14 protein-coding genes are annotated in these 14,620 nt (G+C 61.5%); 9 read left to right on the top strand and 5 right to left on the bottom strand.

Annotated elements, in window-relative coordinates; genetic code table 11:
• The 8 genes from ACTIEN_RS06305 (at position 1) to ACTIEN_RS06340 (ending at position 8,608) form a co-directional block, all read left to right on the top strand.
• A complete protein-coding gene (locus ACTIEN_RS06305; protein ID WP_439522267.1) occupies positions 1-978 on the top strand; it encodes a threonine ammonia-lyase in 978 nt (325 codons plus the stop codon).
• Positions 979-2,178, top strand: a complete 1,200-nt coding sequence (locus tag ACTIEN_RS06310; RefSeq protein WP_439522268.1) for an endonuclease/exonuclease/phosphatase family protein — start codon at positions 979-981, stop codon at positions 2,176-2,178.
• 79 nt (positions 2,179-2,257) lie between these two features.
• Positions 2,258-3,046 carry a 3-oxoadipate enol-lactonase gene (gene pcaD / locus ACTIEN_RS06315; protein ID WP_439522269.1) on the top strand — a complete coding sequence of 263 codons (789 nt, stop codon included), beginning with the start codon at positions 2,258-2,260 and terminating at the stop codon, positions 3,044-3,046.
• Between the two features lie 69 nt (positions 3,047-3,115).
• A complete protein-coding gene (locus ACTIEN_RS06320) occupies positions 3,116-4,321 on the top strand; it encodes a TCR/Tet family MFS transporter (protein ID WP_439522270.1) in 1,206 nt (401 codons plus the stop codon).
• Between the two features lie 74 nt (positions 4,322-4,395).
• The gene (locus ACTIEN_RS06325) at positions 4,396-5,475 is read left to right on the top strand and encodes a Zn-dependent alcohol dehydrogenase (RefSeq protein WP_439522271.1); all 1,080 of its coding nucleotides are present in this window, start codon (positions 4,396-4,398) and stop codon (positions 5,473-5,475) included.
• 90 nt (positions 5,476-5,565) lie between these two features.
• Complete coding sequence (locus tag ACTIEN_RS06330) at positions 5,566-6,801, top strand: mandelate racemase/muconate lactonizing enzyme family protein (protein ID WP_439522272.1); 1,236 nt, start codon at positions 5,566-5,568, stop codon at positions 6,799-6,801.
• Between the two features lie 71 nt (positions 6,802-6,872).
• Complete coding sequence (locus ACTIEN_RS06335; RefSeq protein WP_439522273.1) at positions 6,873-7,193, top strand: ArsR/SmtB family transcription factor; 321 nt, start codon at positions 6,873-6,875, stop codon at positions 7,191-7,193.
• A complete protein-coding gene (locus tag ACTIEN_RS06340; protein ID WP_439522274.1) occupies positions 7,190-8,608 on the top strand; it encodes an amidase in 1,419 nt (472 codons plus the stop codon). Before ACTIEN_RS06335 ends, ACTIEN_RS06340 begins: the two co-directional genes overlap by 4 nt.
• Positions 8,609-8,613: 5 nt before the next feature.
• Here the strand turns inward: ACTIEN_RS06340 and ACTIEN_RS06345 are convergent, their stop codons facing one another.
• The 5 genes from ACTIEN_RS06345 to ACTIEN_RS06365 form a co-directional block, all read right to left on the bottom strand.
• Positions 8,614-9,012 carry a DUF1801 domain-containing protein gene (locus ACTIEN_RS06345; protein ID WP_439522275.1) on the bottom strand — a complete coding sequence of 133 codons (399 nt, stop codon included), beginning with the start codon at positions 9,010-9,012 and terminating at the stop codon, positions 8,614-8,616.
• Positions 9,013-9,177: 165 nt separating this feature from the next.
• The gene (locus ACTIEN_RS06350; RefSeq protein ID WP_439522276.1) at positions 9,178-11,058 is read right to left on the bottom strand and encodes an acyl-CoA synthetase; all 1,881 of its coding nucleotides are present in this window, start codon (positions 11,056-11,058) and stop codon (positions 9,178-9,180) included.
• Between the two features lie 272 nt (positions 11,059-11,330).
• On the bottom strand, positions 11,331-12,716 hold the full coding sequence (locus ACTIEN_RS06355; RefSeq protein ID WP_439522277.1) for an FAD-binding oxidoreductase: 1,386 nt from the start codon (positions 12,714-12,716) through the stop codon (positions 11,331-11,333).
• Positions 12,717-12,774: 58 nt separating this feature from the next.
• Complete coding sequence (locus ACTIEN_RS06360) at positions 12,775-13,440, bottom strand: SOS response-associated peptidase (protein WP_439522278.1); 666 nt, start codon at positions 13,438-13,440, stop codon at positions 12,775-12,777.
• A 49-nt stretch (positions 13,441-13,489) separates the two neighbouring features.
• On the bottom strand, positions 13,490-14,122 hold the full coding sequence (locus ACTIEN_RS06365) for a cation diffusion facilitator family transporter (RefSeq protein WP_439522279.1): 633 nt from the start codon (positions 14,120-14,122) through the stop codon (positions 13,490-13,492).
• 72 nt (positions 14,123-14,194) lie between these two features.
• Between ACTIEN_RS06365 and ACTIEN_RS06370 the strand changes: the two genes are divergently transcribed.
• Positions 14,195-14,611, top strand: coding sequence for a MerR family transcriptional regulator (locus tag ACTIEN_RS06370; protein ID WP_439522280.1), 417 nt, complete (start codon positions 14,195-14,197; stop codon positions 14,609-14,611).
• Positions 14,612-14,620: the final 9 nt, after the last annotated feature.

A 14,620-nucleotide genomic window follows, 5' to 3' on the forward strand; every position in this document is an offset into this window, starting at 1 on the left:
ATGGACATTCAACGCATCGAGGCGGCAGCGGGCCGCCTGAAGGGTCACGCACGGGTGACGCCGCTTTTGTCTTCGCCCTTCCTGGACGAGATCGCGGGGCGGCGCGTGTTGGTCAAGGCAGAGTGCCTGCAACACACCGGAAGCTTCAAGTATCGCGGCGCGCGATCGGCCTTGTCGGCCTTGCCTGAAGCACAGCGCAAGACTGGCGTAATCGCCTATTCCTCGGGCAATCATGCGCAGGGTGTGGCCTTGGCCGCCCGGCAGTTCGGCGTAAGCGCGGTGATCGTGATGCCTGGCGATGCGCCGAAGATGAAGATCGACAACACCCGCGCTTTGGGGGCCGAGGTGGTGCTTTATGATCGTGCCACCGAAGACCGCGATGTCATCGGGGCGAAACTGGCCGGTGACCGGGGTCTGACCTTGATCCGGCCTTATGACGAACCCGAAGTGATTGCCGGGCAAGGCACCTGCGGTCTTGAGATCGCGGCGCAGGCGGCCGAGTTGAGTGTGACAGAGGCCGAGGTGATCGTGTGCTGTGGCGGGGGGGGATTGACCTCTGGCATTGCGCTTGCGCTTGAGGCGCACGCACCGGGGATGCGGGTGCGACCGGCGGAACCCGAAGGGTTTGACGACGTGGCGCGATCACTGGCGTCGGGCAAGATCGAACACAACACCGGCAACGCCAACGGCCTGTGTGATGCCATCGTCACGCCGCAACCGGGGAACATCACGTTCCCGATCATGCACCGGCTGTGCGGCCCCGGTCTGGTGGTCACAAATGACGAGGCACAAAAAGCGATGGCGCAGGCCTTTGCGCGGCTCAAGCTGGTGGCGGAACCGGGGGGCGCGGTAGCCCTGGCGGCGGCGCTTTATCACGGGAACCGGATCGAAGGGGATACAGTGATCTGTACCATTTCGGGCGGCAATGTGGACCGCGCGGTGTTCCTTCGCGCACTGGAACAATTCGGAGAGGGTTAAGTGCAGGACATCACGGTTGCGAGTTTCAACGTCAAGAACCTGATCGGACCGGATCAGGAATATTACAGGTTCCAGACCTACACACCCGAGGAATACGCCTGGAAAGCGGACTGGATGGCGGATCAGCTCCTAGCGCTGGACGCGGATGTGGTGGGCTTTCAGGAGATCTTCGACGAAGCGCCCCTGCAAGCCGTGATCGACGAAGCAACCCGACGCTCGGACATCCTGAATGACGCGGCGCAGCCGGACCAGACCAAGAAATACCGCAAGAAGGCGATCTTTCGCAGGCTGGAAAGCGGTGGCTATCACGGGGCGTCCCTGGCCTTTGCGCCCAATGTCGCTGATGCGGGCATTCCCGGCGAACGGCGCCCCGGCGTGGCGGTGCTGTCGCGGCTGGGCTTTGCGGGGGCACCCGAGATCATCCAGGATTTGCCTGCGCCGCTTGTCATTCCTTTTGCTCCGCTGCGCGGGTTGGACGGGGGCGATGCGGGACAGTTCACACTGAAACGTCTGTCGCGCCCCATCCTCAAGGTGCGGATTGCGATGGGTGGACAGGTGGTGACGGTGTTCAACTGTCACCTGAAATCCAAACTTGGCGAATACATCACACCCACCGGGGCAGCCTTTGCGCCCGAGGCCGATCTGACCACCTACGACCCGCTTGGCCGCGCGATGGGATCACTCCGTGCGGCGGTGCGCCGGATGGCCGAGGCCTGGGTGCTGCGGCAGGCGATCGTGACCGAGTTGAACGCAGGCCATCCGGTGATCGCGATGGGCGATTACAACGACGGCGAACATGCGGTCAGTTCGGAAATCATCGCCGGAGAACGCCCGTTCAAGAACTACAGCTGGATGCTGCGCCATGATGCCGAACATCGGGCGGACCGCTACACGGCCGAGGAGAACGAGCAGATCACCGAAGCAGTGGAACGTGTGCGCCTGCGGTCGGCAGAAAAGCTTTTTGTGCGCAAATCCCTGCGCGACATGGTGTATACCTCGGCCTTTGGCGGCGTGTTCGAAAGCATCGACCAGATCTGGCTGTCGCGCCATTTCGACCCCGACAACGCGGCGCGCATCGGTGACATGACCTATTTCAGCGTGCTCAACGATCACCTGACCGATGGCAGCCACCCCGAAGCGCCGTATAACAAGCTGGCCAGCGATCACGGTCAGATCATGGCGCATCTGAGACTCCGCTAGCTGTGTGCGCTGCCCCCGTCCGCCTTTGGCGGACGCCCACGGGACAATTGAAAACCAGAGAAGATGAGGACGCTCTGTCATGCATATCGCTGATCTTGATGGCATCCGGTTGCATTACCGGATCGACGGTGACCCGGACGGCGCGCCAGTGGTGTTTTCCAATTCGCTCGGCACCGACCTGCGTCTCTGGGACAAGGTCATTGCGCGTCTTCCGCAGACCGGGCTGAAATTCATCCGCTACGATACGCGCGGGCATGGATTGTCCGAGTGTCCCGCACCGCCCTATGGCATGGGGTCCTTGGTACGCGACGTGGAACAGTTGATGGACCAACTGGACATCCGCGACGCGGTGTTCGTCGGACTGTCCATCGGCGGCATGATCGCCCAAGGGCTGGCGGCAAAGCGGCTGGATCTCGTGCGCGCGATGGTGCTGTCGAACACGGCTGCCCGGATCGCCACACGCGCCATCTGGGACCAGCGGATCGCGGATGTCGCGGCAGGTGGGATCGAGACGCTGGCCGAAGCGACCATGATCCGCTGGTTCACACCAGCCTTCCGCAAGACCGCCGAATTCACCGCGTGGCGCAACATGCTGACCCGTACTCCGGCCGACGGATATATCGGCTGCTCACACGCGATTGCCGGGACGGATTTCTACACCACAACCGCCGCGTTGCGCCTGCCGACACTGGGCATCGCGGGCAGCGAGGATGGATCGACCCCACCCGACCTGGTGCGTGAAACCGTCGATCTGGTGCCCGGATCGCAGTTTCACCTGATCCGCAAGGCGGGGCATCTTCCTTGCGTGGAAGCGTCTGAGGAATACGCCCGGGTTCTAAGCGATTTTATTGCCGCACAGGCGCATTGACTGGGCACCTGTCAAGTGTAGTTTACACAGCCATGGCGCATTGGCCTGATTTCGTGAAAGCCCTTCCTGATGCGCCTGCCCGTTGCTTTCATCCTGATCACTGTCATGATCGACGCGATGGGTGTTGGCCTGATCATCCCGGTCATGCCCGACCTGATCCGCGACGTGACCGGCGGCGACCTTGCCCATGCCGCGCTTTGGGGCGGCGTCCTGACGACGGTCTTTGCCGTGATGCAGTTTCTGTTCGGCCCGGTGATCGGCAACCTGTCGGACCGCTATGGCCGCAGGCCCGTGCTTCTGGTGTCCTTGGTTGTCATGGCTGCCGATTATGTGGTGATGGCAGTGGCTGGAACGATGTGGTTGTTGCTGTTGGGGCGGATGATCGGCGGGATCACGGCAGCCACGCAATCGACCGCGTCTGCCTACATGGCCGATATCTCGGCTCCTGAAAAGAAAGCGCAGAATTTCGGACTGGTCGGGGCTGCCTTTGGCCTGGGGTTTGTGATCGGCCCGCTGATGGGCGGACTGCTGGGAGAGTGGGGCACGCGGGCCCCGTTCTGGGCGGCGGCGGGATTGGCCGGGGCCAATGCTGTCCTGGGATATTTCGTGTTGGGCGAAACCGTGACCGACGCCATCCGACGGCCGTTCCAATGGCGGCGGGCCAACCCTTTGGGCGCGTTCAAGTCGCTGGGACAATTTCCCGGGTTTGGGCGGTTGTTCTTGGTGTTCTTTCTCTACCAGGTGGCGTTCTTCGTCTATCCGGCGGTCTGGGCCTATTTCGGCCATGCGCGGTTTGGTTGGAACGCCGGGATGGTTGGCCTGTCCTTGGGCCTGTTCGGGATCATGATGGCCGTGGTTCAGGGCGGATTGATCCGGCTGATCCTTGCCCGGCTTGGGGAACGGGGAACGGTGATCTATGGACTGGTGTTCGACGTCTTCGCCTTTGCAGCGCTGGCCTTTGTCACGTCCGGCACCGTGGCGCTGATCCTGACGCCACTCGCCGCGCTTGGGGCGGTGATCACACCCGCCCTTCAGGGCATCATGTCAAAGGCGGTGGGCGACACGCGACAGGGCGAACTGCAAGGGGCGCTGACATCGGTGAGTGCGGTGGCGATGATCCTGGCACCGTTGCTCATGACGTCGGTCTTTGCTCAGTTCACCCGAAGCGATGCCCCGGTCTATTTCCCCGGCGCGCCATTCCTTCTGTCGCTTGGCCTGATCGTCATCGCGCTGGCGGTCTTTCTGAACCCCAGGAACCGCGCTGTCGCGGCCTGACCGACGAAAGTCGATTCCCGCTTGCCCTCTTGCCACACCCGCCGCACGGTGCGCGAAAGATCAAAGGAGAGGTCATGACCCGCATCAGAGCCGCTGTCTGCACCGAATTCGGAAAACCGCTGATCCTCGAAACGCTTGACCTGCGCGCGCCGCAGGCAGGCGAAATCGAAGTCACGCTGGAGGCGGTGGCGATCTGCCATTCCGACATTCATTTTGCAGAAGGCGCTTGGGGTGGCGATCTGCCTGCGGTCTATGGCCACGAGGCCGCGGGGCGCGTTTCCGCAATCGGGTCGGGTGTGAAAGACCTGATCGACGGTCAGCGCGTGGTGGTGACGCTGATCCGGGCCTGTGGCACCTGCCCGAACTGTGCCAGCGGCAAGCCGACGATCTGCGAGAACCCGGGTGCCGGACCGTCACCGATCCGCCGCGCCGATGGCACGCCCGTGGTGCAGGCGATGAATTGCGGTGCGTTTGCCGAACGTGTGCTGGTGGATCAGAGCCAGGTGGTGCCCCTGCCCGAGGACATGCCCCCCGAAGCTGTGGCGCTGATGGCCTGCGGCGTGATCACCGGCGTTGGAGCGGTGGTCAATGCCGGTCGCCTGCGCGCTGGTGAGGACGTGGTGGTGATCGGAGCAGGCGGTGTGGGACTGAACGCGATCCAGGGCGCACGACTTGCAGGCGCGCGCCGGATTGTGGCCGTGGACATGACCGCGGAAAAGCTGGAAACGGCCAAGGCGTTCGGGGCGACGGATGGCGTATTGACCACTGGCCAGACGCCCTGGAAAGACGTGATGCGCGTGCTGGGACGGGGTGCGGATCTGGTCGCCGTCACCGTCGGCGCGATCCCCGCCTATAACGACGCCCCCCGCTATCTGGGCTGGGGTGGGCGTATGGTGATGATCGGCATGCCGCATTCCGGCGCAATGGCGGAATACGAACCTGTTGTGCTGGCCTACATGGCGCAAGGCATGATCGGATCGAAAATGGGCGATGTGGTGATCCGCCGGGACATTCCCTGGCTGGCCGACCTCTACCGTCAGGGGCGCCTCAAGCTGGACGAGCTGGTGTCGGGCCGCTGGTCACTGGAGCAGATCAACGAGGCCATCGCTGACACCAAGGCAGGGGGCGCGAAACGCAATGTCATCCTGTTCTGATCGCCCGATGCCACACCGCGACGGAGTTTCCGTCAACGGAAACTCTGCGATGCGTCGACGCATCGCCCGCCCCACACAAAGGCCAGTGCCATGAAACTCCAGTCCCTCGACATCATCACCACCGCGCCGCCTGCCCCCGGATGGGGAGGCCGCTACTGGACGCTGGTCAAGGTGACCACCGACACCGGGATCACCGGATGGGGGGAATGTTATGCCTCCAGCGTCGGACCCGTGGCGATGAAGGCGGTGATCGAAGACGTGTTCGACCGGCACATGCGTGGCGAAAACCCCGAAAACATTGAATTGATGTTCCGCCGCGCCTATTCCTCGGGCTTCACGCAACGACCGGACCTGACCGTGATGGGGGCGTTTTCCGGTCTGGAAATCGCCTGCTGGGACATCCTTGGCAAAGCCCGAGGTCGACCCGTCTGGGCGCTTCTGGGTGGATGTATCACCCCCAAGGTGCGCGCCTACACCTATCTTTATCCCCTGCCCCATCACGATATTTCGTCTTTCTGGACCGATCCCGACGCACAGGCCGAAGCGGCAATCGAATATGTCAAACAGGGATACACGGCGGTCAAGTTCGACCCCGCCGGTCCCTACACCATCCATGGCGGACACCAGCCCGCACTCACGGACATTTCGCTCTCGGTCGAGATGTGCAAGGCGATCCGGTCGGCAGTTGGTGACAAGGCTGATCTGCTGTTCGGCACACATGGCCAGTTCACCACCTCGGGCGCGATCCGGCTGGGGCAGGCGATCGAGCCCTACCTGCCGCTCTGGTACGAAGAGCCGATCCCCCCCGACAACCTGCTCGAATTCGCTGAAGTGGCGCGTGCCGTGCGCATCCCCATCGCCACCGGCGAACGCCTGACCACCAAGGCTGAATTCGCCACCCTGCTGCGCACGGGCGGGGCCAGGATTCTGCAACCGGCGCTGGGGCGCGCGGGTGGCATCTGGGAGATGAAAAAGCTCTCGGGAATGGCCGAAGCCTTCAACGCGGAAATGGCGCCGCATCTCTATGCCGGTCCGGTGGAATGGGCTGCGAACCTGCACCTTTGCACATCGATTCCCAACGTGCTGCTGGCTGAAACCATCGACACGCCGTTCCACGCCGCCCTGATCAAAAACGCGATCCGGGTCGAGGACGGTTATATCAGCGTTCCCGAAACGCCGGGTCTTGGCATTGATGTGGACGAGGAACTGGCCCGCGCTCATCCCTTCACGGGGGAAGGCCTTCACCTGCAAATGCAGAACGACCCCTGTGATTACAAAAACGGCAATGCCTTTACAGGCGGCGCTCCGCCGGTCACAGACACCTGAAACCGGCGATAATTCTTTGATATGTCCACCGCTTCAGTGTTATACGCGCTGGGTCTTTAAGGGGTTCGCACATGAAAGATGTTGAGTTTGCACCTGCAACTGCGCAGGACATGGCCAAGAGCGCACAAGATGCGGCGGCCTATCTCAAGACACTGGCGCATGAAGGGCGTCTGATGATCCTGTGTCACCTGGGCACCGGTGAAAAATCCGTGGGCGAACTGGAATCCCTTTTGAATATCCGTCAGGCCGCCGTCAGCCAGATGCTGGCGCGTCTGCGCGATGAACACCTGGTCAAGACCCGGCGCGACGGCAAGACGATCTATTACAGCCTGAATGATGACAACACGGCCCGTCTGATCGCCCATCTGCACGGGATGTTCTGCGAAACGTGACGCGCCCTGACACCACATTTTCGGGACCGGACCTGTGCGCGAAATCGGCGCGCGACGTTGTTGGTCTGTTGCGCCGGGGCGAGGTGACGACGGCTGACCTGATCGACGCCAGCCTGACGCGCATGGACCAGGTGGAACCGCAGGTGAACGCGGTGGTCACACGTTGCCCGGATCGCGCCCGCACTGCCACAGCTGCGCGGGATTTGCTGCTGGCCGGGCTTCCCATCGGGATCAAGGATCTGAATCCTGTTTCGGGTGTCCGCACCACCTTTGGCACCACCGGCATGGCCGATCATGTGCCTGCAACCTCGGACCCGATTGTCTTGCGCCTCGAGGATCGGGGTGGCGTTGTTCTGGGCAAGACCAACACGCCGGAAATGGGGGCCGGGGCGAACACCTTCAACGCTGTCTTCGGCGCGACGCGCAACCCGTGGAACACCGCATTGAATGCCGCAGGATCGTCGGGGGGTGCCGCAGTATCGCTTGCCACCGGAGAATTGTGGCTCGGTCACGGGTCGGATTTCGGCGGCAGCCTGCGCAGCCCGGCCAATTATTGCGGCATCGTCGGATTGCGGCCCTCGCCCGGTATTGCGGGTGGCAGTTCGACTCATCTGGGCTTCACCACGGGCGGCGTTGATGGACCGATGGCGCGGGACGTTCTCGATTGCGCGCTCTTTCTGGATGCGATGGCGGGATACGACCCGATCTGGCCCATCTCGGTCCCCGCACCAGAGACGCCCTATTTCGAGACCGCGCGGCAGGACGCCGGGCGCGTACGCATCGCCTATACTCCCGACCTCAACGGCTTTGCCGCCGTCACCTCCGAGATCGACAACGTTCTGCGGGCTGCGCTCGACAGTCTCCGTCTGCCGAAGGTTGACATTGTCGAACACTGCCCCGACCTGCCCCGGCTGGACGAGACGTTCCGCGCCCTGCGCTGCCTGTCCTTCCTTGGCAGTTACCAGGTCACTCCCGACAGTGTCACCCGGCACTACAAGGACACGATCAAGGGCAACCTCGCGGATGCGCGCGCCATGACGTTCGACGATTATGTTCAGGCCGAACGCGACCGCTCTGCGATCTACAACACCATGGCCACGTTCTTTCAGACCCATGATGTACTCGCCTGCCCGGTCAATGGCCTCGCGCCGCTGCCGGTCGAAATCGAATACCCGACCGAGGTCGCGGGCCGCCCGATGCGCGACTATATCGACTGGTTGCAATTTGCCTTTCTGGCGACGGTGGCAGGGCTGCCCGCCTTGTCCTTGCCGGTGGGGTATACACCGTCAGGCATGCCCGTCGGTCTGCAACTGATCGGTCCGCCACGCGGCGAAGCGCGGTTGCTGCAGGTGGCGCATACGCTGGAACAGGCGCTGGATCTGCCGGTGACCCTGATTGACCCGATCGCTGGCTGACAGGCCTACCGCCCGAGCCGATAGGTCAGCGCGGCATGAATGATCTGGCGCAGTGCATCGTCTGATGTGGCGGCATCGACAGGCAACACCACCGCACGGTTGCCTTCAAAACCCAACTCCTGCCCAAAGACCGCGCGCGCATCCGCAATGACACGTGTCTGGCAATGCGCGAAAAGCGCTGGCTGCCCGGATGTCACCACCCCCAACCGCACCGGCGTTCCGGTTGCCGTCGCATAAGACGGCTGCCCCCATTTGAGCGTCTCCGTCACCTCGCCAACCTCCGGCGTCTCGGTCGCCACTTCGAAAATCATCGCGCGGACGCGCTCCAATGCCTGGGCTGTCGGCTTTGGAAAGGCGGCCAGGACAGCAGCCACTTGTGCGGGGATCGCAGGACAATGAGACATGGACCAAACTGACAGCGCGCAGCGTGCGCCGTCAAGAGTGGTCTTTGGCACCGGGGCCTGAGCCCCTGTTTCTTCTTTTTGAAAATATGCAAGAAACGCGCGCCGAAGGCGCGCGTCGGTCGGATCGGCGAAGCCGATCCGAAACAGTGACCACTCACACCCGGATCAGGACACGGCTTCCCAGCGATTGGCGAAATTGCCCAGGACATGGCCCACATCGTCATTGCTCGCACCGTGCATGTCGACCTGCGCCACCAATCCACGTGTCTTGTCATCCACCACCGCGATAACCCGCGCCGGGGATCCTGCCTTGTCCAGCGCCGCGTTGAACACCCGCGTGATCGCCATCTTGCGCAGATCCGGCTTGAACACCTTGCCCACGGCCGTCTTGGGCAATTCATCCAGGATCGTCATGTGTTTGGGCATTGCGGCGCGTTCATGCACATGCACCTTGCAGTGATCCAGAAGCTCCTGCTCGGTCACGCTGGCACCATCCATCAGCTCTACAAAGGCACAGGGCAGCTCTCCGGCGTGTTCGTCAGGCTGCCCGATTGCCCCGGCAAACGACACCGCCGGATGCGCCAGAAGCGCGTCTTCGATATCGGCAGGATCAATATTGTGACCGCCCCGAATGATCAGATCCTTGGCGCGCCCGGTGATCCAGAGATAACCGTCCTCGTCAATACGGCCCAGATCGCCGGTGCGCAGGTAGATCTCATGGTGGTACAGATCGTCGTTCTTGGACGCCTCGGTATAGGTGTGGCCCGGATAGACCCCCGGATTGGATACGCAAATCTCTCCGATCTCGTTGGTTGCACAGGCCACCGGCGCGTTGTCGACGACCTTGAGGATCTTGACGTCCGTATACGGGAACGGCATCCCGACCGACCCGACCTTCTTCACCCCATCGGGGGGGTTGATCGACACGAGGCACGTCGCTTCGGTCATGCCGTAGCCTTCGCAGATCGACAGGCCGCAGGACTCTTCAAAGCGCCGGAACAACTCGAGCGGCATCGGGGCAGAGCCGGAGATGGCAAATTGCACGCTGGAAATATCCGCATTCACCGGACGCTGCATCAGCGCCGCCACAGCGGTGGGCACGGTGATCATGTAGGTCACTTTCCAGCGCTCGCAGAGCTTCCAGAAATTGTCCATCACCCCTTCGCCGCGATAGCCTTGCGGCGTCGGGAACACCACATGCGAACCCGAAACGATGGCCGACATCAAAAGCGCCTGTGTCGCCATCACATGAAACAGCGGCAGCGGACAGATCATCGTATCCTTTTCGGTGAACAGAACGCTGTTTCCGATCCAGCCGTTATACAACATCCCCGAATATTTATGCTGCACAACCTTGGGCATACCCGTGGTGCCCCCGGTGTGAAAATACGCTCCGACCCGATCGACCCCAGAATCGGCAAAATCAAGCGTGGTGTTCTGCTTATTCAACTCGGTGTTGAAGTTCAGCACATCGGCATGATGCCCACCTGGGTTCTTTGGCCGGATCAGCGGAACGATCCACGACTTGGGCGGCGTAAGATACCGATTGAGATCAATCTCGAGCACCGTATGCACCTTGGGCGCGTGGCGGCAGGCTTCGGCAACTTTCTGCGGCACATCGGTCTTTGGAAACGCCTTGAGCGTCACGACAACCTTGGCGCCGGTTTCGCGCAGGATTGCGGCGATCTGTTCGGGTTCCAGCAACGGGTTGATCGGACTGACGATCCCGGCAATCGCCCCCCCGAGAAGGGTCAGAACGGTCTCGTTGCTGTTGGGAAGGACATAAGCGACAACATCCTTTTCGCCGATGCCCAGCTTGCGAAACAGATTCGCGGCCTGCACCGTCTTTGACAGCAGATCAGCCCAGCTCAGGGTTTCCGCCTTGTCGGTTGGACCCGACAGCAATTGAAAGCTGACGGCAGAGCGGGTCGGAAACGCCGCAGCGGTCTTGCTCAGCTGGCCATACAGCGTTGCAGGTATGTCCCTCTCTGCAAATGGCATCTCGGTCTCTATCGCATTGCGGTCCTCGAAAGTCGCAAACGTCATGGCTTCCCCTCCCTTTTGTCACGCTTCGCCCGCGAATTCGCGTCATCGGCACTCCTGTTTAGCTGATATTTCGCCAAAACAAGACACAACGACGCTACGACAGATTTTTTGTGACGCTGCGTTCCCGGAGTCATGTGGTGTCTGACCTGACCCACTTCAAACAGGAACGTTCTGCAAAGACTGTCTGCCGTCAAGGGCAAGGGTCGCCCCTTCCCTGCCCCCACTTTGCGTCTCCGGAAATGTCAGGAGGGTCAGCGCATCCTCTTGGGCCGTCAGTTCAGGGTCACCAGCTTGCCGGGGTTCATGATGTTACCCGGATCAATCGCCTTTTTCAGCACCCCCATCAGCGCATAGGCCGCGCCATGTTCCTGGGGCAGGTATTTGCGCTTGCCCGATCCGATCCCGTGTTCGCCGCTGACCGTCCCACCAAATTCAAGCGCCAGCATGTTGACCGCTTCGACCAGAATCTTGGCCCGTGCAAGTTCATCCGCGCTGTCGGGATCGACCAGGATCAGCAGGTGAAAATTACCGTCCCCGACATGCCCCACCATCGGCGCAAGAAACCCCGATGCCGCGGCCAGCTCTGTCGCGCGCATCAGACAATCCGCCAGTGCGGAAATCGGCACACAGCAATCGGTGACAACCCCGTTGCACCCGGCACGCAGCGCCTTGCTGGCGTAATAGGCGTTGTGGCGTGCCTGCCAGAGACGGTTGCGATCTTCGGTTTTTGTGGCCCATTCGAAACCCGATCCACCGTGTTCTTCCACAACCGCGCCAAAGGTTTCGACCTGTTCGGCCACGCCTGCCTCGGATCCGTGGAATTCCAGGAACAGATGCGGTTCCTCCGGCATCGACATGTCGGGATTATAAAGGTTCATGCCCTTCATCGTCAGCGCATCAAGCAACTCCACCCGTGCCATCGGAATGCCCATCTGGATCGCCATGATGACCGTGTCCACGGCGCTCTTGATATCGGCAAAGGCACAGGTCGCGGCAGCGATGTGCTCGGGTTGACCATAGAGCTTGACGGTCAGCTTGGTGATGATGCCCAACGTGCCTTCCGATCCGATAAAAAGATGCGTCAGGTCATATCCGGTCGAGGATTTTCGCGCGCGGCTGCCGGTTTCGATGATCTGCCCATCCGGCAGCACAACCTCCAAGGCCAGCACATTGTCCGCCATCGTGCCATAGCGCACCGTGTTGGTCCCCGATGCCCGTGTCGCGGCCATCCCGCCCAGACTTGCATCCGCGCCGGGATCGACCGTAAACATCAACCCCGTTGCGCGCAGCGTCTCATTCAACTGAACGCGCGTGACCCCCGGTTCGACAACAGCATCCAGATCGCTCTGGTTGATCTGCAACACAGTGTTCATCCGACTGGTATCAACCGTGACACCCCCCTGCACCGGCACGATATGCCCCTCCAGAGACGATCCGACCCCGTAAGGCACCACCGGGCACCCATGTTTCGAGCAGATGCGCAAAATCTGCGACACCTCTTCCGTGGTTTCGGGAAAGGCCACGGCATCGGGAAGAACCGGCTTGGTGTAGGCCTCGTCATGGCTGTGCTGATCCAGAACCGACGGCCCCGTCGACAGCCGGTCTCCCAACAGCGCCCGCAGGTCGGACACGGCGGCATCTATAGTGATGTTGGACATAAGGGACTCCCTGTTGCGCCACAGGTGTAGCCACAAGCGAGGACAGGGAAAAGCCCGCTTAACGGTCCAGCGGGTCGATCAGGTCCGGGCCAGACGCGCGGTTGGAATTCACCTTGGGATCGACGCGGTAAAAATCCATGGCAGCGTCGGGTGCAGCCTGCATCAGCCTTGCCGCCCCATGTCCTGCCTCACCCAGCCAGAGCGGCCAGTCCTCGGAGCGCAGGGTGACGGGCTGGCGGTGATGGATGGCCGACATCGTGTCATTGGCGGCTGTGGTGACAATGGCGCAGGTCCGGTGCGCAACGCCACCCTGTTCCCAGTCCTGCCAGACACCCGCAAAGGCCAATATCTCGGCATCGGTCGGAAAAATGTACCACGGCAGCCGATTGTCCTCGGCATCTTTGGTCCACTCATAGAACCCGGTCGCCGGGATCAGGCAGCGCCGTTCGCGGCAGGCCGCCTTGAAAGCGGGTTTCTCGGCAAGGGTTTCCGCGCGCGCGTTGATCAGCAATGGACCGCCGTTTTCCGACTTGTACCAATGCGGCAGAAATCCCCAGCGCATCGCCACAAGGCGCCTTTGACCGTCTGCATGATGCACGGCATGGACCAGATTGGTCGGACAGACATTGTAATTCGGCACATCCGGCAGCGCGTTGGCGGGCACAGCCGCAAAAAGCTGTGCCATCGCGTCATGCGGCAGGGTGATGGCGAAACGTCCACACATGACACCAATCTACCGCACCGGACGGAGGCAACAACCCATTGCTGCAATGTCAGGCATGCGACGGATCACGCGCCTCTTCGGCCCGTTCCTGCAAGGCTTGCCGCGTGATCTGCCATGCCGAAGACAGGAAAAGCCCTGCCATGATTGCAGCCACCACAAGGTCGGGCCAACCCGACGCTGTTCCCCAGACGCCAAGCGCCGCAACCATCACGGCCAGATTGCCGATCGCGTCATTGCGCGAACAAAGCCAGACCGACCGGACATTGGCATCCCCATCCTTGTAGCGCACCAGAAGCATCACGCTGACAAGGTTGGTGACAAGGGCCAGAACACCGATCACCCCCATGATCTCGGCTTCGGGAACACCGGCGTAAAACACCCGGTAGACCGTCGATCCGAACACGAACACCCCCATCGCAAACAGGCTGAGCCCCTTTGCCAGTGCCGCCATCGTGCGGACACGCACCGATGCGCCGATCACCGCAAGCGAGATCCCATAGGTGAGCGCGTCCCCCAGAAAATCCAGCGCATCCGCCTGCAACGCCTGCGACCGCGCGACTTGCCCGGCGGTCATCTCGACCACAAACATCACGGCGTTCAGCGCAATGACAATCCACAATCGCCGACGGTAATCTGCCGACACCCCGTCGAATCTGGCTTCAGAGCCACAACATCCTGCCATCTTGTCCTCGTTGAATTTGGTCAGATGATGATGTAGTCCCTCTAGTGGCTAGAGGTTCAAGAGGTATTTTCGATGTTGTCCATTGGTCAGCTTTCGCAACAAACCGGCGTCAAGGTGCCGACGATCCGCTATTATGAAGAGATCGGGCTGATGCCTTCAGCGGGCCGAACCGGTGGCAATCAAAGGCGCTATGACAGAATAGGGCTGGATCGTCTGGGCTTTATCAAACATGCCCGCGATCTCGGGTTTTCAATCGACGCGATCAAGTCGCTGATCGACCTGCAAGACCATCCCGACAGAAGCTGTGCCGAAGCGAATGTGATTGCCCGAACCCAACTGGCCGACGTGTCCAGAAAGATCTCCAGATTGCGTGCTCTGGAACAAGAACTTGAACGCATCACGCAGGGATGTTCCGGCGACGGCATATCCGGTGACTGTTATGTGTTGACCTCGCTCTCCGATCACGGCCTCTGCGAAACACCTCATTGAGCGTAAAAA

Origin of the sequence: Marivita sp. (genome assembly GCF_051859345.1) — a bacterium.
GTDB lineage: Bacteria > Pseudomonadota > Alphaproteobacteria > Rhodobacterales > Rhodobacteraceae > Marivita.